This window comes from Mycobacterium sp. IS-3022 (assembly GCF_001500065.1).
In the GTDB taxonomy this organism is placed as follows: Bacteria; Actinomycetota; Actinomycetes; order Mycobacteriales; family Mycobacteriaceae; genus Mycobacterium.
The window spans coordinates 1-23,435 of the sequence record NZ_LQIN01000005.1 but is presented as its reverse complement, the minus strand read 5'-3'; the positions used below and the strand labels follow the sequence as shown (position 1 = coordinate 23,435).

Below are 23,435 nucleotides of genomic sequence, written 5' to 3'. Positions count from 1 at the left end.
GCAGTTGGTCCCTCCCAGCTCGCGCGCACCGGAATCCCCGAGCACCGCAGGTCTGTCGATTCGACAGTAGCCTGCGTATCGCAGCGCGATCAGCTGAAGCTTTGATATCCGCCCGCACGCCACGGGTTAAGCTCGGCCCATTGCCGTCGTGGTGGCGGCGCTGACCGGAGGACGGCCTTGTCACGTAATGACCCGATTTCCACCTCGATCTCGCACGAGGGCGGCATCGCGGTGCTGAAGGTCGGCGGCGACGTCGACCTCGCCACCGTCCCCGCGTTCCAGGCGGCGATCACCGAGGCACTCACACAGGAGCCGTCGGCACTGGTGGTGGATTTGTCGGCGGTGGACTTCCTCGCATCCGCGGGGCTACAGGCGCTGGTCGCGACGCACGAGAGTGTCAGCAAGGCCGCTCGCTTCGCGGTGGTGGCCGACGGCCCGGCGACCAGTCGGCCGATCCAGTTGACCGGACTCGATCAGGTGTTCTCGCTGTTTTCGACGTTGGACGAGGCCCTCGACGCGCTGAAGTCCGGTTGAGTCAGGCCGAGGCCTTGACCTTCGCGGCCGCGTGCTCGGGCATCGGTTCATATCGGGCGAACGAGCGGGTGAAGGTACCGGCGCCGTGCGCCAGCGAACGCAGATCGACGGCATAGCGGGTCAGCTCGACCTCAGGGATCTCGGCCTTCACCAACGTGCGGTCCTCACCGACCTTGTCGGTCCCGAGTACCCGGCCCCGCCGCCCGGCCAGATCGCCCATGATCGCACCGACGAAGTCGTCCGGAACCAGGATCGACACGTCGTCGACGGGTTCGAGCAGGTTCACCTTCGTCGCCGCGGCCGCCTCGCGCAGCGCCAGTCCGCCCGCCATCTGGAACGCGAAGTCCGACGAGTCCACGCTGTGGGCCTTGCCGTCGAACAGCGTGACGCGGATGTCGACGACCGGATAGCCCGGCCCGACCCCCTTCTCCATCTGCGCCCGCACGCCCTTCTCGACGCTCGGAATGAACTGTCGGGGCACCGCGCCGCCGACGACCTTGTCGACGAATTCGAAACCCGAGCCCTCGGGTAGCGGTTCGACCTCGATGTCACACACCGCGTACTGACCGTGTCCGCCCGACTGTTTGACGTGCCTGCCGTGACCTTTGGCCTTGCCCGCGAACGTTTCTCGCAGCGGCACCCGCAACTCGACGGTGTCGACGGCGACACCGTAACGCCTGGAGAGTGCGTCGAGCACGACGCTGGCGTGCGCCTCGCCCATGGTCCACAGCACGATCTGGTGTGTTTCGGGATTCTGTTCGATGCGCAGGGTGGGGTCTTCGGCGGCCAACCGCTGCAACCCCACGGAGAGCTTGTCTTCGTCGGTCTTCGCCCGGGGTTGCACCGCAATGGGTAACAGTGGTTCCGGCATGGTCCACGGCCGCAACACCAGCGGATCGGACTTGTCCGACAGCGTGTCTCCGGTCTCGGCGCGGCTGAGCCGGCCGATCGCGCAGATATCACCGGCGATCACCGACGGTGCGGGCCGCTGCTGCTTGCCGAGCGGGAAGGACAGCGTGCCGATGCGCTCGTCCTCGTCGTGGTCCTCATGCCCGGCCAGTGAGCCGGCAGGCGAACCGGTCAGGGACCCGTTGCCGCCGAAGAACGACGAGAAGTGGCCGGACACATGCACGGTCGCATCGGGCGAGATGGTCCCGGAGAACACCCGGACCAGGCTGACCCGCCCGACGTAGGGATCGGAGGTGGTCTTGACGACCTCGGCCAGCAGCGGGCCGGCCGGGTCGCACGGCAGCCGGTCGCGTTCCTTGCCCTGCGGTGTGAAGACCTCCGGGACCTGATGCTCCGGCGGCGAGGGAAATCCCGCGGTGATGATCTCGAGGAGTTCGGTGGTGCCCACCCCGGTGCTGCTGCACACCGGGATGACCGGGAAGAACGACGCCCTCGCGACGGCCTTCTCCAGATCGTCGATGAGCACCGACTGATCGATCTGCTCACCGCCGAGGTAGCGCTCCATCAGGGTCTCATCCTCGGACTCCTCGATGATCCCCTCGATCAGGGCGCCGCGGTGCTCCTCGATCGCCTCGGCGTAAGCGTCATCGGGGTCGTGGGTGGCGGTGCGTTTTCCGTCGGCGTACTCGTAGTGCGTCGTCGACAGCAGCCCGATCAGCCCAGTGCACGGGGAGTTGGCGGGCAGGTACAGCGGAAGCACCTTGTCGCCGAACGTCTGCTGCGCGGCGGCCAACGCGTTGTCGTAGTTCGCGCGGGCGTGGTCGAGTTTGGTGATCACCACCGCGCGCGGCATGCCGACCTGGCTGCACTCCATCCACAGCGATCTGGTGGGTCCGTCGATGCCTTCGTTGGCGGCGATGACGAACAGCGCGCAGTCGGCGGCCCGCAGCCCGGCGCGCAGTTCGCCGACGAAGTCGGCGTAGCCGGGCGTGTCGATCAGGTTGACCTTGATGCCGTCGTGTTGCAGCGACGCGAGCGCGAGGCCCACCGAACGCTGCTGGGAGATCTCCGCCTCGTCGCTGTCGCAGACCGTGCTGCCGTCCTGCACGGATCCGGCTCTGGTCAGCACACCCGAGGCCACCAGAAGCGCCTCGACGAGTGTGGTTTTGCCGCCACCCGATGGGCCCACCAGCACCACGTTTCGGATGGCGGCCGGACTGTCCGCGGTTGGAGCGGCTCCGGCGCCCTGGGCATGTGTCGTCTTGTCGGCCATGACGTTCCCTTCCCACCGCCCGTCCGATGGCGGCCGCCCAGCCGCCGCAGTGTGTGTTAGACCACAATTCCTCTAACCGTCAGCGAGCACAAGGGCTGCGCGAAGCCGTTCACGCCTGCCATGACGACAATCGCTCGATGTCGACGGTCACCACCGGCCCGGCCAGCTCGAGCCGCTGGTACTGCGGGTACTTGCGGCGCAGCAGCGCGTAACCGGCCGCCATTTCCTCGCCGCTGTAATGAATTTCGGCGCGGCCGTCGGCGCGCACCCACCACAATTTGGCCCAGTCGTCGTCGTAGTGATGGACCAGCATGCTCACCTGCGGGTTGGCCTCGATGTTGGCCAGCCTGCGCAGCCGGTGTGTCGACTTCCGCTTGGCGTCCACCGCGGTGTAGACGACGTTGCGGTGCACGGCGAACACCACCGGCACGACGTGCGGCGTCGACTCCGGCCCCACGGTGGCCAGCATCGCTACCGGCGACTCGGCGAAGGTGGCCTCGGCATCGAATTCGGCCATACGTTCAGCGTATTCCGGTTCCCACCCGGGTTGGCGTCACCGCTGAGCCTGCCCCGGCCGCTGCGGTGCGACGCTGATCGGCGATCGCGTGACCGGGGTACGCGTCACGCCGAACTCCGGATCGCGGGTGGCCCTCGTCTCCGGGGGACGCGGCCGGTTGGTCGCGGCAGGGGGCGGGGCGGCGGGTGCCGCCGACCTCGCGACCGGCGGCGGTGGTGCAGGCGGCGGCGGTGATTTCCTGGGCGGCGATGCGCTGCGCGCGGGTGCGGCCGTGGTCAGCGCGGTCGGGCTGACCGGGGTGGCCTCCTCGCTTCCGGGCTCGCCGGGTCCGCGGAACATGAGCAGGACACCGGAGACGACGAGCGCGACGGCCGCGACCGACGCGGCGACCAGCACGGTCAGCGTGGGCTTGGTTCGATACCAGGGCGGCGGGGCGGGTTCGAAGTACCAGGTGCGCTCGTCGAAGGCGTCGAACGCCATGTTCGGTTGGGGCAGTTCATCGTCGCCGCTCTCATCGGCGTCCGCGACATCGACGATGTCGTCGGACAGGTAGTCGAAGTCCCCCGAGGCTTCGCGTTCCGCCACACAGGAATGTTAACGCCGACAGACCTGCACAAATGTCCGGTCGGACAAACTGAAGACAAGCGAGTTTCCCGTCCTCTGTCCGGCCGCGATAGGGTTCGAGCGCCCCGCACAGATTGATTCACCGCGGCGATCGGATGCGGTAACTGCTGCGTCACTGCGCCGTTTCGCCAGACCATCGGAAGGTTCGGCAATGAACTTCACAGGCCTGGTGGCCGCATCAGCCGCATCCGTTCTCCTGCTGGCCGGTTCGACCGCGTGCGCACCGCCGCAGAAGAGCGGCGACGGCGAACAGACGGAGTCCGGCGTGAAAGCCGCCGAGGCCACCTCCGCCGAGGATTTCGGCGGAATCGACGCGCTGGTGGCGGCAGCCAAGAAGGAAGGCGAGCTCAATGTCATTGCGCTGCCGCCGGATTGGGCGAACTACGGCGCGATCACCAAGGCTTTCTCGGACAAGTACGGCATCAAGGTGAACTCCGCGCATCCCGACGCGTCGAGCCAGGATGAGATCAACGCGGCCACCCAGCAGAAGGGTAAGAGCACCGCGCCCGACGTCTTCGATCTCGGCCAGTCCGTTGCGCTGGCCAACACCGCGATGTTCGCGCCGTACAAGGTGGCCAACTTCGACGACATCCCCGCGGCGTTCAAGGACCCGAACGGCACCTGGGTCAACGATTACGGCGGCTACATGTCGATCGGATACGACTCGGCCAAGGTGCCGCCGGTGACGGCTGTCGACGATCTGCTCAAACCGGACTACCGCGGCAAAGTCGCGCTCAACGGCGATCCCACCCAGGCTGGTGCCGCGTTCTCCGGTGTGCTGATGGTCGCGCTCTCCCAAGGCGGTTCGGTCGACGACATCGCTCCGGGGGTCGAGTTCTTCCGAAAGCTCGCCGACGCGGGCAACTTCCTGCCCGTCGACCCGACGCCGGCCACCATCGAGTCCGGGCAGACGCCGGTGGTCATCGACTGGAACTTCACCAACGCCGCCGAAACCAAGAGGTTGCCGTCGTGGCAGGTGCTGGTGCCGCCGGCACACGCGGTCGCCGGTTACTACTACCAGGCGATCAACAAGGACGCACCGCATCCGGCCGCCGCGCGGTTGTGGCAGGAATTCCTCTACAGCGACGAGGGACAGAACCTGTTCGCGCTCGGCGGTGTGCGACCGGTCCGCGCCGACATCATGGCCGCCGAAGGCAAATTGGACGCCGCGGCGACCGTCCCGATCATCGACGGGCCCGTCACCGTGCCGTCCCCGCAGCAGACCAAGGCGGCCACCAAGTACCTGTCCGAGCACTGGGCCGCCGCGATCGGCTGAGGAGCGACGCTGAAGAAACTGCGGGATGCCGTGCCCCTGGTGCCGTTTCTGGCCGTGGTGGCGACGTTCCTGGTCGTCCCGACCGTCACGGTGATCGTCAACGCGTTCTTCGCCGACGGAGTTTTCACGCTGGCCCGCATCGACGCGTTGTTCTCCGGCCCGGCGCTCTCGGCGCTGACGAAGAGCCTGGTGTTGTCGGCCAGCACCGCTCTCATCGGCGCCCTGCTGGGTGCCGTTCTCTCGTGGTTGATCGTGTCCAGCCCGACCAATTCGATGGTGCGCCGCGCGGTGATCGCGCTGTGCAGCGTGCTCGCGCAGTTCGGCGGTGTGGCACTGGCTTTCGCGTTCCTCGCGACGATCGGGCTGAACGGTGTCCTGACGCTGTGGATCCAGCAGATGCTCGGATGGAATCTCGCGGCGTCGGGCTGGCTCTACGATCTCCCCGGATTGATCGTCGTCTACGCCTACTTTCAGATCCCGCTGATGGTGATCGTGTTCGTGCCGGCGCTGGAGGGGCTGCGCGAGCAGTGGCGGGAAGCCGCGGTGAGCCTGGGGGCCTCGCGCGGCCAGTACTTTCGCGAAGTGGTCGTGCCGTTGTTGGCGCCGGCGTTCCTGGGCTCCGCGCTGCTGTTGTTCGCCAACGCTTTTGCGGCATACGCGACGGCCGCGGCGTTGGTCAGCCAGGGCAGTCCGATCGTGCCGCTGCTGATCCGGGCGGCGCTCACCAGCGAGGTGGTGTTGGGCCAGTCCGGCTTCGCCTACGCCCTGGCGCTGGAGATGATCGTCGTCGTGGCCGTGGTGATGGTGGCCTACACCAGGTTGGTGCGACGCACCGCGCGGTGGCTCCGGTGAGCTTCGGTGCCAAGCTGTTTCGAGGCACGCTGTGGGTGTTGTTCGGATTGTTCTTCCTGTTCCCGCTGTATGCGATGGCCGACTTCTCCACGCGCAACCTGATTACCGGCGGACGCACACTTCGGGCGTGGACCAACCTGCTGGCCGACGACGCGCTGTATCAGGCCATCGTGGTCTCGCTGCTGCTTGCGGTGTTCACGGTGCTCGCGGTGTTGGTGATCCTGCTGCCGACGATGATCTGGGTGCGCCTGCGTGCGCGGTGGGCCAACGGCGTGGTGGAGTTTTTGTGCCTGCTGCCGTTGACGATTCCGGCGTTGGTCATCGTCGTCGGCCTGCGCAACGTGTACCTCTGGGTCACGTACCTGTTCGGGGAATCCGCGTTGACGCTGACGTTCGTCTACCTCGTGTTGGTGTTCCCGTTCGCCTACCGAGCGCTGGACGCGGCGCTGTCGTCGATCGACCTGCCGACCCTCACCGAGGCCGCGCGGTCGCTCGGCGCCGGCTGGACGACGACGATCCTGCGGGTCGTGGTGCCCAACATCTGGTCGGGCATCCTGTCCGCGGCGTTCATCTCGATCGCCGTGGTGCTCGGCGAGTACACGATCGCGTCGCTCAGCGGGTACCAGACACTTCCGGTGCAGATCGTGGCGATCGGCAAGTCCGACGGCCCGACCTCGGTGGCGGCCTCGTTGGCCGTGCTGTTGCTTGGCTTCGTTCTGCTCCTTGCGCTTTCGCTGGTCACCCGAGGGCGCCGCGGCGTGCGAGGAGTGACGTCATGACCGCCGGAGTCGCCGTCGAACTCAACGATCTCACGCGGTTGTACGGTTCGGTGAAGGCGCTCGACGGGCTGACCCTGCACATCGAACCGGGTGAACTGGTCGCGTTGCTCGGACCGTCCGGCTGCGGCAAGACCACCGCGCTGCGCATCCTCGCCGGCCTCGACAAAGCCACCGCGGGGACGGTGTCCGTCGACGGCCGGGACCTGAGCGGGATTCCGGCGAACAAGCGCGACATGGGCATGGTGTTTCAGGCCTACAGCCTCTTCCCGCACCTCACGGTGCTCGACAACATCGCGTTCGGGCTGAAGATGCGTCGAATGTCCAAGCGCGAGCGGCTGTCTCGAGCGGCCGACATGATCGACTTGGTCGGGTTGTCCGCGCACACACACAAGTTCGCCAGCGAGTTGTCGGGTGGTCAGCAGCAGCGCGTCGCGCTGGCCCGCGCCCTGGCCGTCCAGCCGCGCGTGCTGCTGCTCGACGAACCGCTCTCGGCGTTGGATGCCAAGGTCCGCTCACAGTTGCGTGACGAGATCCGCCGCGTGCAGTCCGAAGTCGGCACGACGACGCTGTTCGTCACCCACGACCAGGAGGAGGCGCTCGCCGTCGCCGACCGCGTCGCGGTGATGAGCCAGGGCAAGCTCGAACAGGTGGCCGCGCCCGCGGACCTCTACGCCAACCCGGCGACGCCGTTCGTCGCGGACTTCGTCGGGCTGAACAACAAAGTGCCTGCGGTGATCTCCGGCGGTCGCGCGCAGCTGCTCGACACCTCGGTGCCCATGCTGCCGGGGTCATTGAGCTCTGGGTCGGGGCTGGCGATGGTGCGGCCGGAATCGGTCACGGTGACCGCCGACCCGGCCGGCACGTCGACGGTCAGCTCGGTGGTGTTCCTCGGTCCGACGTCGCGCGTCCACCTGACGCTGCCCGACGGCGGGACGGTCAGCGCGCAGATGGCCAGTTCGGCGGCCCGCACCTTCGCGCCGGGGGACACCGTGACGGTCGGTGTCCAGGCCGACGGCGTGCTGGTGGTACCGGGCTAGTGTCCAGAGTCGTTACTTGTCGTCAGTGAGAATTCGAGGTTCGCGCGTTCGGTGTGGTCCGTTTTCGGCTTCCTATGCTCGAGATTGCACACACGGCTGTGGTCGTTTTCTCAGATCAGCACAACCCTGGATGCAATCTCGGCGCTAGGACCATTTCGCAGACCAGCACCCCCGGCCCCGTGCGTGCGCACAAGCACCCTAAATTCTGCGCCCGAACTAATGACTCACGACGCTAGACGTCCTTGACCGGCTCGATTCCCAGGTCGCGGTAGGTCACCAGCGCGGCGAACGGCACGTTGCGGTCGGCGAAGCGCTTGGCCGCGATGTCGCCGCGGTCCACCATCGGGATCACGCCCGTGACGACAGCCCCCGCCGCGGTCACCCGGTCGAACGCGATCTCGGTCGAGCCGCCCGTGCTGATCACGTCGTCGACGAGCAGTACCCGGGTGCCCGCCTGCAACCGCGTGCCCTCGATCCACTGCTCGCGGCCCCGCTGCTTCTGTTCCTTGCGGACCGAGAACCAGGCCTTGCCCGTCACCATCGCGACGCCGTGCGCCAACGGGTCCGCGCCCATGGTGAGGCCGCCGACCGCGTCGAACTCGATGCCGCGGCTGTCGGCCAGCTCCGCGACCGCGCGGCTGACGATCGTCAACCGCTCACCGGTGTCGATCGCGTATTTGCCGTCGATGTAGTCGTGGGACAGCTGGCCGCTGGCCAACTTGAACGGCTCCTCGCGACGTTCGTGACCGCGGGTGGCGATCAGGTCGAACGCCGCTTGCCAGGAGGCCGGTCGCCCGGCGGCTGCAGACATACCCGCGATCGTATTTCAGGCCCGACGCGCCAGCCGCGTCAGCTCCACGGCGGCCGAACGCAATTCGCCGATGGAGTCGATCGGCGCGCGGTAGCCGATCCGGGTGTAGGCCATCCCACGATCGGTCGTCAGACGCAGGTCCAGCCCGTAGCGGTCGACGCTCGTGCAGGTCGCCGCCGTGGTGTCCGGGTAGCCGCCCAGGACTTTGGCCATCGCGACCAGCGCGTCGGCGTGGTCGGCGTTGAGGTGTTCGATGGCGCCGGCCGCCAATGGCTGCACCGGATCGGGCTGCGCCGCGGCGTAGGCCTCACCCGTCGTCGAGTCCATGCGGCCGTACCCGCCGACCCAGCGCACGCGGTGCACCCGCAGCACCCACAGCGTGAAGTCGCTGTAGTCGATGTAGTACTTCGCCGCCGCGACGGCCGACAGGTGCGCCTCCCGCGCGGCGGCCGACTCGTCGCCGACGGGTCGCTCCGCCACGCCCGCGAGCGTGATCCGACCGCTGGCCAGCGGGTCGGTCTCCGAATCCGGCGCGACGATCGCGATGCTGGCCCGCGGATCGTTCAGAAGGTTGCGGCCGTGCTCGGCGAGGTTGGATACGCACAGCACCGGGGCGCCGTCGAGCAGCCCGTACGTCACGAACGACGCCCATGGGTCGCCGTCGGAGGTCAGCGTCGCGAGTGTTCCGGTGTTGGTGGACGCGGCGATCGTGCGGGCTTCCTCGGCCGCCGACGGCCGGACCGCATTGACCACCTCCGTCAGCGGCGGAGGAACGGACGGTGCGTCGCCGGGGTCGCCGTGATCACGTGTTGCCACGCCGGAACGATACCGAAGCGATCGCCCGTGACCGCCTCGAGCCTCAGCCGCCGAGCGCGGCGATCAGGTCCTTGATCCGGGTGGTTTCTTCCTCGGTGGCGGGTTCCTCCGCCTCCACGGCTTCGATCAGGTCCTTGCGCAGTCCGACGCCGTTGGCCGCCTCTTTGCTCGACAGCTTCGCGTGCACCCGCGCGACGTAGAGCCGCTGGCCGAGCGTGGCGTTCGGTCCCGACGCGGCGTTCTCCATCAACTCGTCGTAGCGCTTGCGGACACCGCTGAGCGCGACGATGACCGACGGCGTCGGGCGGCTGCGGCCCGCGGCGTCCGTCAGCGAGCCCTGCAACTTGCGCAGGCCCGCGAGGATGACGCCGGCCCGCTCGGAGAACTCCGGGTCGCTGTGGCCGGGAAGCGCTTCGATGGCGGCGTCGTACATGTGCATGGCCGCATCGGCCATGCCGACAATTACCGGAGCTTCACCTTCGTTCGGCGTCGAATCAGCCACAGCACCCACTTCGTTCGGAGATCAAGATCACAAGACGTCGAGAACCGTAGCCTGTCTCCGACGCCGATTCAACAGTTCCGCCGCGCCCAGCGCACGGAGCTACGGCGATTCGATTCTTCGCGACGTGGGTAGGTTGGAGACCGTATGGATCAACGCAGCGGTGTCCGAGCTTCCGACGCATCCGCCGACCACGACCCGGCGGAGGGCAGTCACGTCGAGGATGGTGTCGTCGAACACCCCACCGCCGAAGACTTCGGTCACGCCCGGGTGCTGCCCGAGGACCGCACGTGGTTCAAGCGGGCCGTTTTCTACGAAGTGCTGGTGCGCGCGTTCTACGACTCGAACTCCGACGGCATCGGCGACCTCTGTGGGCTGACCGAACAACTCGACTACGTGAAGTGGCTTGGGGTGGACTGTCTTTGGCTGCCCCCGTTTTACGATTCGCCGCTGCGCGACGGCGGCTACGACATCCGGGACTTCTACAAGGTGCTGCCTGAGTTCGGCACCGTCGACGACTTCGTCGATCTGCTCGACGCAGCGCACCGCCGGGGTATCCGGGTCATCACCGATCTCGTCATGAACCACACGTCCGACTCGCATGCATGGTTTCAGGAGTCACGCAGGGACCCGGACGGGCCGTACGGCGACTTCTACGTGTGGAGCGACACCAGCGACAAGTACAAAGACGCCCGGATCATCTTCGTCGACACCGAGGAGTCGAACTGGACCTTCGACCCGGTGCGACGGCAGTTCTACTGGCACCGGTTCTTCAGCCATCAGCCCGACCTCAACTACGACAACCCTGCCGTGCAGGAGGCGATGCTCGACGTCCTGCGGTTCTGGCTCGACATCGGCATCGACGGCTTCCGGCTGGACGCGGTGCCGTACCTGTTCGAGCGAGAGGGCACCAACTGCGAGAACCTGCCCGAGACGCACGCGTTTCTCAAGCACTGCCGCAAGGTGATCGACGACGAGTACCCGGGCCGCGTGCTGTTGGCCGAGGCGAATCAGTGGCCGGCCGACGTGGTCGAGTACTTCGGCGACCCCGACACCGGCGGCGACGAATGCCACATGGCGTTCCACTTCCCGTTGATGCCGCGCATCTTCATGGCGGTCCGCCGCGAATCGCGGTTTCCGATCTCCGAAATTCTGGCGCAGACGCCCGACATCCCGGAGATGGCGCAGTGGGGCATCTTTCTTCGCAACCACGACGAGTTGACGTTGGAGATGGTCACCGACGAAGAGCGCGACTACATGTACGCCGAGTACGCCAAGGATCCGCGGATGAAGGCCAACGTCGGGATCCGGCGACGGCTGGCGCCGCTACTGGACAACGACCGCAATCAGATGGAGTTGTTCACCGCGCTGCTGTTGTCGCTGCCCGGTTCGCCGGTGCTGTACTACGGCGACGAGATCGGCATGGGCGACATCATCTGGCTCGGCGACCGCGATGCCGTGCGCACCCCGATGCAGTGGACGCCGGACCGCAACGCCGGTTTCTCGACCGCGACGCCCGGCCGGGTGTATCTGCCGCCGAACCAGGATGCGATCTACGGCTATCAAGCGGTCAACGTCGAAGCTCAGCGCGACATCTCCAACTCGCTGTTGAACTGGACCCGCACCATGCTCACCGTGCGCAGCCGCCACGACGCGTTCGCGATCGGCAGCTTCCACGAGTTGGGGGGCTCGAACCCGTCCGTGCTCACGTATGTCCGCGAAATCGAGAAGGACAGCGGCGAGAAGGACACCGTGTTGTGCGTCAACAACCTGTCCCGTTTCCCACAACCCATCGAGTTGAATTTGCAGGCCTACAACGGGTACACGCCGGTCGAGATGACCGGGTACGTTGAGTTCCCCCGCATCGGCCAGTTGCCCTACCTGCTGACCCTGCCCGGTCACGGGTTCTACTGGTTCTCGCTGAAGGCGCCCAGCCCGGAGCTTGGAGAACAGTGATGACCCTGCCGTTCGACGAATGGCTACCCCACCAGCGGTGGTACGCCGGCCGCAGCCGTGAGTTGGCCTCCGTCGAGGAGGCCGCGCGCATCGCGTTGCGCGACGATCTGGACCTCATGCTGCTCGACGTGTCCTACACCGACGGGTCGCGTGAGCGCTATCAGGTGCTCGTGCGCTGGAACACCGGGCCAATCGAGGAGTACGCCGAGGTCGCGACCATCGGTGCGGACGGCGACCGCACCGCCTACGACGCGCTCTACGAGCCCGACGCCGCGCAGTACCTGCTGTCGCTCATCGACTCGTCGGCGACCGTGGGCTCCGGCGAGAACACCGTGCGCTTCGTCAAGGAGCCCGACGTCGAGTTACCGCTGGACGCCGCACCGCGGGTGTCCGCAGCCGAACAGAGCAACACCAGCGTGGTGTTCGAGGAGGAGGCGATCCTCAAGCTGTTCCGCCGCATCACGCCCGGGACCAACCCCGACATCGAGTTGAACCGCGTGCTGGCGCGCGCCGGTAACCCGCATGTGGCGCGGCTGCTCGGCGCTTTCGAGACGACTTGGACGGTGGACGGGCACGGCGAGCCGTGCGCGCTGGGCATGGTCACGGAGTTCGCCGCGACCTCGGCCGAGGGCTGGGACATGGCGACCGCCAGCACCCGCGACCTGTTCGCCGAAGGTGACCTGTACGCCGACGAGGTGGGCGGCGACTTCGCCGGGGAGTCCTACCGGCTCGGCGAGGCGGTCGCGTCGGTGCATGCGACGCTGGCCGACGAACTGGGCACGGAGACCGCGCTGTTCCCGGCCGACACGGCGTTGGAGCGGTTGGCATCGGCCGCCAAGGCGGTACCGGCCCTCGAGCAGTACGCGCCGCTGATCGAGGAGCGTTACCGCAAGCTCTCCGAGGAGACCATCAGGGTTCAACGCATCCACGGCGACCTGCATCTCGGCCAGGTGCTGCGCATCCCCGAGGGCTGGCTGCTGATCGACTTCGAAGGCGAGCCGGGCCAGCCGCTCGAGGAACGCCGCCGCCCCGACTCGCCGTTGCGCGATGTGGCCGGGCTGCTGCGGTCCTACGAGTACGCCGCCTACCAGCGCCTGATGGAACAGTCTTCCGACGAGGACCACGACCGTCAGCTCGGGGCGCGGGCGCGCGAGTGGGTGGACCGCAACGCCGCGTCGTTCTGCGACGGCTATGCCGAGGTGTCCGGCGCGGATCCGCGCGATTCCGGGCAGCTGCTGGCGGCCTACGAACTGGACAAAGCGGTCTACGAGGCCGCATACGAGGCGCGCTTCCGGCCGAGTTGGTTGCCGATCCCGCTGAAGTCGATCGCCCGGATCGTCGGCTGACGCGCCGGCGCCGGCTGGCGTTTAGCGTCAGGGCAGGCGGGCAACCGAACAGGTGTGAACGCGAATCCGGACCCAGGTAATTCACCCAACGACGGCGGCGGCGTCGGCGACACGCTGCGCCCGACGGAGGCGTTCGACTCCGACGACGTGCGCAACGACGACGGCGACGAAACCGTCGATCCGCCAGATCATTGGCGCGAGGCCGACAAGGTCAATGCCGACGGCGAAATCGACGAGACCCTCGACGAGAAACTCGCCGCCGAGGAACCCGACGTGGCCGAGCGGCCGACCGACGAGGGCGTGCAGATGGACCGCGTCAATCCGGACGACCATGGCACCGACGAGGGCCAGATCAGTGGGACGCCCGAAGACGGCGATTCGTTCTTCCCCGTCGTCGAATAGCCCTCTAGGCCATCGGTGCCTGCAGCACCACCACTGAACGGGCTTCGACGGTGATGGCGTGGCCGGCGTTGAGCGGCTTTGGCTCCGACTCGTCGGCCGAATCCTTCCCGGTGTTGACCACCGGCGTCCACGCCGGCCCGAATTGTTCGCCGGGCAGAGTGAATTCGATGGCCTCGTGGTGGGCGTTGAAGCACAGCACGAACGAGTCGTCGACCACCCGCTGACCGCGGACGTCTCGGTCGGGGATCCCGTTGCCGTTGAGGTAGACCGCGATCGTCTTGGCGAAGCCGCTCTCCCAGTCCTCGTCGCTCATCTCCGAACCGTCGGGTGCGAACCAGGCGATGTCGGGCAGTCGCTCGCCGCCGCGTTGCCGCACGGGACGGCCGGAGAAGAACCGGCGCCGACGGAATATCGGGTGCCCCGAGCGCAGGGCGGACACCGTGCGGGTGAAGTCCATCAGGTCGGCGTCGGCGGAGGCCCAGTCGATCCAGGACAGCTCGTTGTCCTGGCAGTAGACGTTGTTGTTGCCCTGCTGCGTGCGGCCGAGTTCGTCGCCGTGCGCAATCATCGGCACGCCCTGCGACAGCAGCAGCGTGGTGAGGAAATTGCGTTGCTGCCGGGCTCGCAGGGCGTTGACCTCCGGGTCGTCGGTGGGCCCTTCGACGCCGCAGTTCCAGGACCGGTTGTGGCTCTCGCCGTCGCGGTTGTCCTCGCCGTTGGCCTCGTTGTGTTTCTCGTTGTAGGACACCAGGTCCCGCAGCGTGAAGCCGTCGTGGGCGACGACGAAGTTGATGGAGGCGACCGGACGTCGGCCGGTCTGCTCGTAGAGGTCCGACGAACCGGTGAGCCGGGACGCGAACTCGTCGATGGTCGCCGACTCGCCGCGCCAGTAGTCGCGAACGGTGTCGCGGTACTTGCCGTTCCACTCCGTCCACTGCGGCGGGAAGCCGCCGACCTGATAGCCGCCGGGGCCGACGTCCCACGGCTCGGCGATCAGCTTGACCTGGCTGACGGTCGGATCCTGTTGCACGAGTTCGAAGAACGTAGCCAGCCGGTCGACGTCGTAGAACTCCCGGGCCAGCGTCGAGGCCAGGTCGAACCGGAACCCGTCGACGTGCATCTCGGTGACCCAGTACCGCAGCGAATCCATGATCAGCTGCAGTGCATGCGGGTGGCCGACGTTGAGGCTGTTGCCCGTGCCGGTGTAATCCATGTAGTAGCGCTTGTCGTCGTCGACGAGCCGGTAGTACGCGGAGTTGTCGATACCGCGGAACGACAGGGTGGGGCCCAGGTGATTGCCCTCGGCGGTGTGGTTGTAGACCACGTCGAGGATCACCTCGATGTCGGCTTCGTGCAGCGCGCGCACCATCGCCTTGAACTCCTGCACCTGACCACCCGGATTGGGGTTGGAGCTGTACTTGGAATCCGGTGCGAGGAAGGCGATGGTGTTGTAGCCCCAGTAGTTGGACAGGCCCTTGTCGACCAGGGTGGAGTCGTTGGCGAAGTGGTGCACCGGCATCAACTCGATCGCGGTCACGCCCAGCGACTTGAGGTGCTCGATGATGACCGGATGGCCCACCGCGGCGTAGGTGCCGCGGATCTGTTCGGGGATGTCGGGATGCGTTTGCGTCAGGCCCTTTACGTGCGCCTCGTAGATGATCGAATCGGCGTACTCGTGGCCCGGCGGCCGGTCCACACCCCAGTCGAAGTACGGGTTGATCACGACGCACTTCGGCATGTTCGGCGCCGAGTCGTCGTCGTTGCGGCTGTCGGGATCACCGAAGTTGTAGCTGAACAGCGACTGGCCCCAGTCGAATTGGCCGTCGATGGCCTTCGCGTACGGGTCGATCAGCAGCTTGTTCGGGTTGCACCTGTGCCCTGCCGCCGGCTCATACGGGCCGTGTACCCGGTACCCGTAGCGCTGGCCGGGCTCGATGTTCGGGATGAAGCCATGCCACACGAACGCGTCGACCTCGGGCAGCGTGATCCGGGTCTCGGTGCCCTGGGCGTCGAACAGGCACAGCTCGACCTTTTCGGCGGCTTCGCTGAACACCGCGAAGTTGGTGCCGAAGCCGTCATAGGTGGCGCCCAGCGGGTAGGCCTTGCCCGGCCAGATCTCCACGGGCGCGGCTTGGGCGGTGGCGGCTTGGGTCAATGCACACTCCAGACGACGAACGAACAGACCAACGGAACCATACGGGTGTGCCCGGTGAGGCAACATCACAACCAAATCGCACCGAAGCCCGCCAGCGCAGGGAGATCATGTGGCCAGCCGTCCCGACCTGCCCACTTTTCGGACGTTGTGGGCCGACGTCGACGATGGTGTGGCAACTGTCACGCTCAACCGGCCGCGGCAGCGCACTGCGGTAACGGCCGGCTAGGCGATTTCGACGCCGGCCTCGCGGAGGTCGGCGACGGCCCGCTCGGTCGACTCGGGCGCGACACCTGCCGTCAGTTCGAGCAGCACCCGGGTGGAGAAGCCGTTGGCCGCGGCGTCGGAGGCGGTCGCCTTGACGCAGTGGTCGGTAGCGATGCCGACGACGTCCACCTCGTCGACCCCGCGCTGGCGCAGCCAGTCGGCCAGCGACGTGCCGTCGTCGTCGGTGCCTTCGAACCCGCTGTAAGCGGCCGAGTACTCACCCTTGGTGAAGACGGCCTCGACCGCGTTGAATTGAAAGTGCGGATGGAAGTCGGCGCCGGCGGTGCCGACCACGCAGTGCCGCGGCCAGGACGTGACGAAATCCGGGTTGTCGGAGAAATGGTCGCCGGGATCGACGTGAAAGTCCTTGGTGGCCACCACATGTGCGTAGTCGGTCCGACCGGCGAGCAAGTCGCTGATGGCCGCTGCGACGTCGCTGCCTCCGGTGACAGCCAGCGAACCGCCCTCGCAGAAGTCGTTCTGGACGTCGACGATGATGAGCGCCTTCATCCTTCCGACGCTACCCGCCGAACAGCAGGTACAGCCCGGTGAACGTGTAGCCCACCATGACCAGCATCATCGCGAGCTGTCCGGTGAGTTGATAGCCGGACGGCAGGATCCGCAGCGCGCGGTCGTGCGCCGCGACCACCCCCGCGATGTGGCCGGCGACGACGAACCCGACCTTGAGGCTCGAGAGCACCGCGGGATGTTGGGACAGGAAGTAGCTGACCTCGGCGTTGCCGAGTCCGAGGAGGTTCCAGCCGCGGCCCAGCGGATCGGCCAACAGGATGATGGTCTGCTGTCCACGCTCGATCAGGTACGTCAGGTAGTGGGCGAACACATATCCGATGACGATCGGGATCAGCGAATGCGCCATCAGGCCGGGCAACTGGCGGCGGCGGTCGCGGTCGACACCGCCGGTGGCGATCGACGCGAGCCAGAACGTGCAGGCGACGATCGCGGCGAACGAGAACAGGCCGGCGGTTCTGATGAGGGTTGCCGTGAACTCGGACGAGGAGTTGTCGTCGACGAAGTTTCGCCACGCCGGCATCGCCGAGAAGCTGTCGAACGCAGTCGATCCCAGTAGCACGGCGACGACCGCGACGGTGCCTGGGCGCACCGGTAGCGACGGAAGGTGGTCGAACGGGTTGCCGATCGCGATCCGGCCGGTGTCGGGGTCGCGCCGAAACGGCGACAGCCGTGATGCCACCACGCTGTACACCTCGAACGGATCGGCCCGCGCGCACCACCGCTCACCGCAGCAGAGCGCACCGGCGAGGGTGACTCCGAGGTAGATCAGCAGCCAGATCCGAATGGCGGTAAGCGAACCCGGTTCGGGGCTGGCCAGTTCCAGCCAGACGAACGCGAACAGGCCGAAGACGGCCGGCCAGTATCCCAGCCGCGCGGGGTAGGTCAGGCCCAGTGAACGACTGCCCACCAGCCGAAGAACCGACCGCACCGGCGATATCGCCCGCCACACGGGCCCGATGACCAGCGACACCGCCACCAGGCCCACCCACAGCAAGACGTAGAACACCCCGGGTAGCGGGTTTCTCTCGTCCTGGGGACCCGCGACCGCGGCGATGCCCACCCACACCGCGAACGCCAAGCCGGCCAGCGCGACGATCCACCGGGTCAGCGGCGCGTCCACCACCGTCGACACCCAACGGGGAAGGGGCCGAACGGAATTGGTCGGATCGAACCGTGGCTTCCGCCAAGCGAGCGCGACCACCGCGAACGTGAACGTCAACGCCCACGCCGCACCGATCAGCGCGTAGGTGAAGGGGATCGGCAGATCGGTCGAACCGCCGAGACCGTGGGCCAGTACGGAAACCGACGGCCCCGGCATCACTGCTGAACTTGGACGGTGGCGACGACGCGGTTCAGCTCATGCAGTTCGATCTCGACGTTGCCCGGCACTTCCACGGTGAACTGGAACTGTTGTCCGGGCTTCGGCGCCACCTTGAACGTGTGCTCAGGCACCGAGTGCACGTGAAGCTCGTCGGCCGCGTCGCTGTTGACCCGCAGCACAATCGGCTCGTTCACCTTGCCTTGTACCTGCGCGTTGGTGGGAGTGACGTTGCCGCCCTCGATGGTGATGTCGATGGTGAGCCGATCCGGTGGCCGCTGCTGGTCGGGCATGTCCGACGGGCTCACCGTCGCCTGCGCCGGACTGCCTGCATCGGTGTCGGTGTTCTGCGAGCCGCCGCATCCGGCGGCCAGGAGTGTCAGGGCGGTCACGATGCCGATTACGGATCGTCGGCGCAGTGTCGGTGTCACGGTGTCCCTTCGTCGGTCGGTCGGGTTTCACGTTTGCGCCGGTTCTTCACCGCGATGTACACCACCACCCCGGCGACGACGATCGCCGGTGCGAAAGCGGGCACCGCAAGCCACACCGGGTGGTCGGCCAGAATCAGAACATCTGGGCCGTCCGCTGCGCCGATCATGCTTGGGCGGTCGGTTGTAGTTCCGCTTCGCTGCCGGAGGGTTCGCTGTTGTTGATCCGGCCGCCGCCCCAGGTGACGCCCGCGACCATCGCGAGGCTGCAGATCAGCACGATCAGGCAGCCGATCAGCCACAGCGACTGGGGGATGTCCGGGCTGCGCTCACGCTGCAGGATCGTGATCTCGGCGACGAAGGGGCGTGTCATCGACGCCTCGGCGGGCACCTCTTCGGCGCCGATCCCCGGATCGCCCGCAAGATAGATCGGCACCGCGGCGAGCGTGCGCCCGTCGTGCACGCGCAGCAACGTCTTCCACGTACCGGACACCGGCATCGGTTCCGTGGAGCGGTAGTGGCCCGGTCCCACCTGTTGGAGGTGGTCGATGAAGATGCCGCGGTCGTTGGGCAGTTCACCCTGCCAGCCGAGCACGGAAACCCAGTTCGGATCGTCACTCAGCAGGTTCGCGGGCGTGATCTGGACGTCCGCGGTCACGTACCGCTCACCCTCGGCGTTCGGGGCTTCGGTGAGAGTGATTGCCGCCGAAGCACTTTCGGGGACGTCATAGCGGAGCCCGTTTGCCGTTGCACCGCCGATCGCCAACACCGTCAGCACGACGAGGCCGACCCCGACGGCCCGGCGGGGTAGCCGCTGTGAGGTCAACACCATGCCGACCATCGCGCCGCACGCGCCGACGAGCACCGCCACCGGCACCGCCATGGCCAATGCTTCCGGCCAGATGCTGGTGGGCCACGGCAAGTGATAGACGGCGTTGATCCAAAGCGATTCCAGCCACAGCCCCACGGTGCCGATACCGAGGCCGGCGACCAGACCGAACACGATGGGCCGCTTCAACAGAGGGGTCAGTGCCAGGAGTTCGACGACCACTGCCGGCCCGAGGTAGAGCGGGAACCAGTTGATCGGCGCATCGAGGACGGGACCGACCGCCAGCGCGACCAGGCCGCGCAGCCCGATCGCGATGATCGCAGCGAGCAGGGCCGCGCCTCGGCCCATGTAGATGCGGGCTGCCACCAGCGCCAGCGCCGCGGCGGCCGCGATCAGCATGGGCTGGAACACCTGCCGGAACTGCGGCACGCCGAAGTCGAATTCGATCTGGTAGACGGACGCGCCGATGAGCACGCCGGCGAACGCCAGGTACTGCACGAACTTGAGTCCGATGCCGTCGGGTGGGGTGTCCGCCGTCCGGACGCGCTGACCTTCCTTCTCCAGGTACGCGGCGGCCAGCGTGGAGAAGCCCGCGCCACCGATCATCATCAGGTGGGTGGGTCCCCACAGCGTGACGTCCTGGCCGAAGATGCGGTGCCAGATGTCGTCGAGCGGGAAACCCATCAGCGCGTAGAGCCCGCAGCCGGCCATCACGATCCCGCCGACCGGTGCGTACCAGTCGTCGGTGATGCGCACGGCGGACGGACCGGGCCGGTCATAGGGCAGCACCATCGCGGTGCAGCCCGCGACGAAGATGCCGAACAGACCGATCAGGATGAAGTAGTGCGCCGGATTGGCCAGCGCGCCGTCATCACGGCCGTTGCCGATGTGCAGACTGACGTCCCAGATGAAGCCGAACAGGGCGCAGATGATCGACGCGATGAACAACGCGATCGGCAGGGCCACCCACGACGGCCGCTTGAACCGCCGCCCGGACCAATCGCCGAGGCTAGCCAACCAGGTGATCTTGTGGTTGCGGTGCATCCAGCCGATCCACAACAACAACGCCGCGACCACCGCGCCGGCGACCGAGAGGCCGATCACTTCGTTGAGTGCGGCACCACCGCCCTCGTCCTGCGCGACGAACGAAATTTCCGCAGTTCCCGTCATCTGCCCACCTGCTGACTGTCGGAGGAAACTTCTTACTCGTCGGTAATGTTGCCAGAAGCCGCCGACCCGAAACCAGAGGTATCAGGTGGCGACGACGCGAATTGTCTCAAGCGAGGTGTCTGCCGCATCGGGAATGTTCATACCCGCTTTCAGTCCGGTTCGTAGATAGTCGAGGACCGCTTCGTTCAGCAGTTCGCCGGGGACGACCGCCGGGATACCCGGTGGATACGGGGTGATCTGCTCGGCGCAGACGCGCCCGCTCGCCTTCTCGATCGGCACCTCCTCGACCGGCCCGAAGAACGCATCACGAGGCAGTTCGACGGTCTCCAGTTCGATCTCCTCGGGCGACGGCAGGTGCATCGGTGGGGGCGGATCGAAGTGGTTGGCCTGCTTGCGCCACGCCCACAGCGCGTCGAGCAACCGTTCGGCGCTGGCCTTGTTGTCGGCGAACGACATGGTCGCCAGGATGCGCCGGTGATCGCTCATGCCGAGGTCGAGCTGCTTGTGTTCACGCAGCCAGTCGTGCGCCTGATAGCCGGACGTGCCGGTGGCGGAGACGTCGATGAGGATCTGCAGGCGGTCGAGGTCGTGGGATGCCTCATTGCCGAGCAGTTCATCCTCCATCACCGCGACGTCGGGGATGAGGCCGATGTCCTGGCGTAGCTGTCGCGCGAGTCCCAATGCGTCGCCGAGCAATTCGTGGCCGCACTCGACCATCTGACGGCGCCAGCCGTCCATCGCGGCATAGATCAACACGTTCGGGCTGGTCGTCATCAGCAGGTCCGCGCACGCGGAGAGACGGTCCTGGTCGACGAGGTCGCCCTGCAGATGAAAGACCGAACCCTGCTCGAAACCGGCGCCCATCTTGTGCACGCTCACCACGCAGACGTCGGCCCCGGCGTCCATCGCCCAGGTCGGCAGGTCTTCGTGGAACGGCAGGTGTGCGCCCCAGGCCTCGTCGACGATCAGCGGCTTGCCGCGTTCGTGGCAGACCTCGGCGATTTCGGACAGGTCGGTGCAGGTGCCGTACGCGCTGGGGCTGACGACGAGGGCTCCGGCGGCGTCGGGATGACGGTCCCAGGCGTCGCGGAAGTCCTGCGCCGACGGCGGATGGCTGAAGTGGCGCTCGGCATCCCAGCGCGGGGTGACCCATCGCGGCTGGACACCGGAGAAGATGAGGCCGGCGACGATGGACTTGTGGCTGTCGCGGGGGACGAGCAGCCCGCCGTCCCCGCCGGCGACGGCCATCATCGCGGCCTTCACCGAGAGTGAACTACCGCAGGTGGAGAACCAGGCGACCTCGGCGCCGACTGCTTCGGCCATCAGGTCCTCGGCGTGCTGAAGGTATTTGTTGCTGCTGCGACGGTCGTCGAGCCCGCCGTTGGCGAGCAGGTCGTCGGCGAAAGCTTCACGGCCGAGGACCTCGAGAACGCGGGCGTCGGTGCCGCGCCCCTGCCGGTGGCCCGGCGGGGTGAAGCCATAGCGGTTCCGGTTTCGGTAGTCGACCAGCGCGTTTAGCAGCGGCGCTTCTGATTGATCCATGTGGCTCACGGCTTGAGGATCACCTTGACCATGCCGTCCTCCTTCTTCTGGAAGCTTGCATAAGCCTCGGGTGCTGCGTCCAGCGGAAGCCGGTGGGTGGCGAACTGCTCGAGGCGCAGGGGGTCCTCGGCGGTCAGCAGCGGCATGATGTCGGGCACCCACTTCTTGACGTTGGCCTGGCCCATCCGCAGCTGAATCTGCTTGTCGAACAACGTCATCATGTTGATCGGATCGGCGGCGCCGCCGTAGACCCCGGACAGAGAGATGGTGCCGCCGCGGCGGACCAGGGAGATGGCGGAGTTCAACGCGGCGAGCCGGTCGACGCCGGCATTCTTCATGACCACGCGGCCGATCGGCGAGGGCAGGAACCCGCTGGCGGTCTGCATGGTTTCGGCGACGGGCGAACCGTGCGCTTCCATTCCGACGGCGTCGATGACGGAGTCGGCGCCGCGACCGTCGGTCTGGCTCTTGACGACCTCTTCGGCGTTGTCGGTGCGGAGGTCGATGATCTCGTCGCAGTAGGCGCGGGCGCGTGAAATCCGTTCGTCGACCAGATCGACGCCGATCACCTTGCAGCCCTTGCGATGCGCCGCGATACGGCAGGCCATCGAGCCGATCGGCCCGAGGCCGAGGACGACGAGGGTGCCGGCGTCGGGCACGGCGGCGTACTCAACGGCCTGCCATGCGGTGGGAAGCACGTCGGAGAGGTAGACGTAGCGGTCGTCGGGCCCGTCCTCGGGCACCTTGATGTGGGTGTACTGAGCCTGCGGGACCCGCAGATACTCCGCCTGTCCGCCGGCGACTTCGCCGTAGAGCTTGGAGTAGCCGAACAGTGCGGCGCCGGTGCCTTGATCGCGGTTCTGCGTGGTCTCGCACTGGCTCTGCAGGCCGTGGTCGCACATGAAGCAGTGCCCACAGGAGATGTTGAACGGGATCACGACGCGATCGCCGGGTTGGAGGCCGTTGACCTCGCGGCCGACCTCTTCCACGATGCCCATCGCTTCGTGGCCGAGGATGTCGCCGGGAGTCATGAAGGCGCCGAGCACTTCGTAGAGGTGCAAGTCCGAGCCGCAGATGTTGGTGCTGGTGACCCGGATGATCGCGTCGGTCGGTTCCTTGATCGCCGGATCGGGCACGTCGTCGACGGACACCTTCCGCCGACCCTGCCACGTCACTGCTCGCATGGGGCCCTCCTGATTGTCTGGAGGAGGCGTGCCCGCTGCGGAGGGTGTCTAACCCTGCGGGTCCGGAGGTGTCAGACGGAGGCTGGCTGTCGCTTCGAACGGTGCCCGCGGACACCGCGCGATCGAGCGAACGGCGGTCCAGCGCGCGACGGTCTGGCGAACGGCGATCTAGCTGGCTGTCGGGCGCGCAGCGACTTACATGCTGCGGTGATCTGGCCATGCACTGACCCAGGTCGAATTCTGTTGATCCTCAACTGGTTCAGCGTTGGCGCGGTGTTGGCCGGTGGCCGACTCAGTTGGGCGGTTGTGGGGGTTGGGGTTCGAAGGGGTTGTACCACCACCAGTCGGCGCGTTCGCCGAGGGGTCCGCGCCAGGGTGGGACT

Annotated in this window: 23 protein-coding genes; 8 read left to right on the top strand and 15 right to left on the bottom strand. The window is 67.0% G+C overall.

Annotated features, from left to right (window positions below; translation table 11 throughout):
- The first annotated feature begins 177 nt into the window (after positions 1–177).
- Entirely contained in the window at positions 178–534 is a 357-nt protein-coding gene (locus tag AU188_RS05935; protein ID WP_059162819.1) for an STAS domain-containing protein, read from the top strand.
- A 1-nt stretch (position 535) separates the two neighbouring features.
- On the opposite strand, the gene AU188_RS05930 is transcribed toward AU188_RS05935, so the two are convergent.
- The 3 genes from AU188_RS05930 to AU188_RS05920 form a co-directional block, all read right to left on the bottom strand.
- Positions 536–2,716 (bottom strand): elongation factor G-like protein EF-G2, encoded by a 2,181-nt coding sequence (locus AU188_RS05930; RefSeq protein ID WP_059162818.1) that lies wholly within the window; start codon positions 2,714–2,716, stop codon positions 536–538.
- A 109-nt stretch (positions 2,717–2,825) separates the two neighbouring features.
- Positions 2,826–3,233 carry a TIGR03668 family PPOX class F420-dependent oxidoreductase gene (locus AU188_RS05925; RefSeq protein ID WP_059162817.1) on the bottom strand — a complete coding sequence of 136 codons (408 nt, stop codon included), beginning with the start codon at positions 3,231–3,233 and terminating at the stop codon, positions 2,826–2,828.
- A gap of 36 nt (positions 3,234–3,269) precedes the next feature.
- The gene (locus tag AU188_RS05920) at positions 3,270–3,818 is read right to left on the bottom strand and encodes a hypothetical protein (protein ID WP_059162816.1); all 549 of its coding nucleotides are present in this window, start codon (positions 3,816–3,818) and stop codon (positions 3,270–3,272) included.
- 190 nt (positions 3,819–4,008) lie between these two features.
- On the opposite strand from AU188_RS05920, the gene AU188_RS05915 reads away from it, so the two are divergent.
- From AU188_RS05915 to AU188_RS05900, 4 genes are all read left to right on the top strand, one after another.
- Positions 4,009–5,133 carry an ABC transporter substrate-binding protein gene (locus AU188_RS05915; RefSeq protein ID WP_059162815.1) on the top strand — a complete coding sequence of 375 codons (1,125 nt, stop codon included), beginning with the start codon at positions 4,009–4,011 and terminating at the stop codon, positions 5,131–5,133.
- Between the two features lie 9 nt (positions 5,134–5,142).
- Positions 5,143–5,985, top strand: coding sequence for an ABC transporter permease (locus AU188_RS05910; protein ID WP_059162814.1), 843 nt, complete (start codon positions 5,143–5,145; stop codon positions 5,983–5,985).
- A 74-nt stretch (positions 5,986–6,059) separates the two neighbouring features.
- A complete protein-coding gene (locus AU188_RS05905) occupies positions 6,060–6,764 on the top strand; it encodes an ABC transporter permease (RefSeq protein ID WP_082686519.1) in 705 nt (234 codons plus the stop codon).
- A complete protein-coding gene (locus AU188_RS05900; protein ID WP_059162813.1) occupies positions 6,761–7,801 on the top strand; it encodes an ABC transporter ATP-binding protein in 1,041 nt (346 codons plus the stop codon). Before AU188_RS05905 ends, AU188_RS05900 begins: the two co-directional genes overlap by 4 nt.
- 232 nt (positions 7,802–8,033) lie before the next feature.
- Here the strand turns inward: AU188_RS05900 and pyrE are convergent, their stop codons facing one another.
- The 3 genes from pyrE to AU188_RS05885 are packed head-to-tail and all read right to left on the bottom strand — an operon-like array spanning position 8,034 to position 9,861.
- On the bottom strand, positions 8,034–8,612 hold the full coding sequence (gene pyrE, locus AU188_RS05895; protein WP_059162812.1) for an orotate phosphoribosyltransferase: 579 nt from the start codon (positions 8,610–8,612) through the stop codon (positions 8,034–8,036).
- A 15-nt stretch (positions 8,613–8,627) separates the two neighbouring features.
- The gene (locus AU188_RS05890) at positions 8,628–9,428 is read right to left on the bottom strand and encodes a HugZ family pyridoxamine 5'-phosphate oxidase (protein WP_059162811.1); all 801 of its coding nucleotides are present in this window, start codon (positions 9,426–9,428) and stop codon (positions 8,628–8,630) included.
- A gap of 43 nt (positions 9,429–9,471) precedes the next feature.
- Positions 9,472–9,861, bottom strand: coding sequence for a hypothetical protein (locus AU188_RS05885; RefSeq protein ID WP_059162915.1), 390 nt, complete (start codon positions 9,859–9,861; stop codon positions 9,472–9,474).
- A gap of 213 nt (positions 9,862–10,074) precedes the next feature.
- On the opposite strand from AU188_RS05885, the gene treS reads away from it, so the two are divergent.
- From treS to AU188_RS05870, 3 genes are read left to right on the top strand one after another with little or no spacing between them, the layout of a single operon-like run.
- On the top strand, positions 10,075–11,883 hold the full coding sequence (gene treS / locus AU188_RS05880; RefSeq protein WP_059162810.1) for a maltose alpha-D-glucosyltransferase: 1,809 nt from the start codon (positions 10,075–10,077) through the stop codon (positions 11,881–11,883).
- Entirely contained in the window at positions 11,883–13,229 is a 1,347-nt protein-coding gene (locus tag AU188_RS05875; protein WP_059162809.1) for a maltokinase N-terminal cap-like domain-containing protein, read from the top strand. The genes treS and AU188_RS05875 overlap by 1 nt, the downstream gene beginning before the upstream one ends.
- Positions 13,230–13,283: 54 nt before the next feature.
- Positions 13,284–13,631: a hypothetical protein gene (locus AU188_RS05870; protein WP_059162808.1), complete on the top strand. Its 348-nt coding sequence runs from the start codon at positions 13,284–13,286 to the stop codon at positions 13,629–13,631.
- Between the two features lie 4 nt (positions 13,632–13,635).
- Here the strand turns inward: AU188_RS05870 and glgX are convergent, their stop codons facing one another.
- The 9 genes from glgX to AU188_RS25685 all read right to left on the bottom strand — a co-directional run.
- Positions 13,636–15,786 (bottom strand): glycogen debranching protein GlgX, encoded by a 2,151-nt coding sequence (gene glgX, locus AU188_RS05865; protein WP_286137312.1) that lies wholly within the window; start codon positions 15,784–15,786, stop codon positions 13,636–13,638.
- A gap of 222 nt (positions 15,787–16,008) precedes the next feature.
- Positions 16,009–16,560: a nicotinamidase gene (locus AU188_RS05860; protein ID WP_059162806.1), complete on the bottom strand. Its 552-nt coding sequence runs from the start codon at positions 16,558–16,560 to the stop codon at positions 16,009–16,011.
- A 10-nt stretch (positions 16,561–16,570) separates the two neighbouring features.
- Entirely contained in the window at positions 16,571–17,899 is a 1,329-nt protein-coding gene (locus AU188_RS05855) for a hypothetical protein (protein ID WP_059162805.1), read from the bottom strand.
- Positions 17,899–18,330 (bottom strand): hypothetical protein, encoded by a 432-nt coding sequence (locus AU188_RS05850; RefSeq protein ID WP_059162804.1) that lies wholly within the window; start codon positions 18,328–18,330, stop codon positions 17,899–17,901. Before AU188_RS05850 ends, AU188_RS05855 begins: the two co-directional genes overlap by 1 nt.
- Positions 18,327–18,497 (bottom strand): hypothetical protein, encoded by a 171-nt coding sequence (locus AU188_RS25470; RefSeq protein ID WP_172799406.1) that lies wholly within the window; start codon positions 18,495–18,497, stop codon positions 18,327–18,329. Before AU188_RS25470 ends, AU188_RS05850 begins: the two co-directional genes overlap by 4 nt.
- Entirely contained in the window at positions 18,494–20,326 is a 1,833-nt protein-coding gene (locus tag AU188_RS05845; protein WP_059162803.1) for a hypothetical protein, read from the bottom strand. The genes AU188_RS25470 and AU188_RS05845 overlap by 4 nt, the downstream gene beginning before the upstream one ends.
- 81 nt (positions 20,327–20,407) lie before the next feature.
- Positions 20,408–21,868 (bottom strand): aminotransferase class I/II-fold pyridoxal phosphate-dependent enzyme, encoded by a 1,461-nt coding sequence (locus tag AU188_RS05840; RefSeq protein ID WP_059162802.1) that lies wholly within the window; start codon positions 21,866–21,868, stop codon positions 20,408–20,410.
- Positions 21,869–21,873: 5 nt separating this feature from the next.
- A complete protein-coding gene (locus AU188_RS05835; protein ID WP_059162801.1) occupies positions 21,874–23,052 on the bottom strand; it encodes a zinc-dependent alcohol dehydrogenase in 1,179 nt (392 codons plus the stop codon).
- A 292-nt stretch (positions 23,053–23,344) separates the two neighbouring features.
- Positions 23,345–23,435: hypothetical protein (locus tag AU188_RS25685; RefSeq protein ID WP_286137329.1), on the bottom strand; the 91-nt coding region annotated here is incomplete at its 5' end.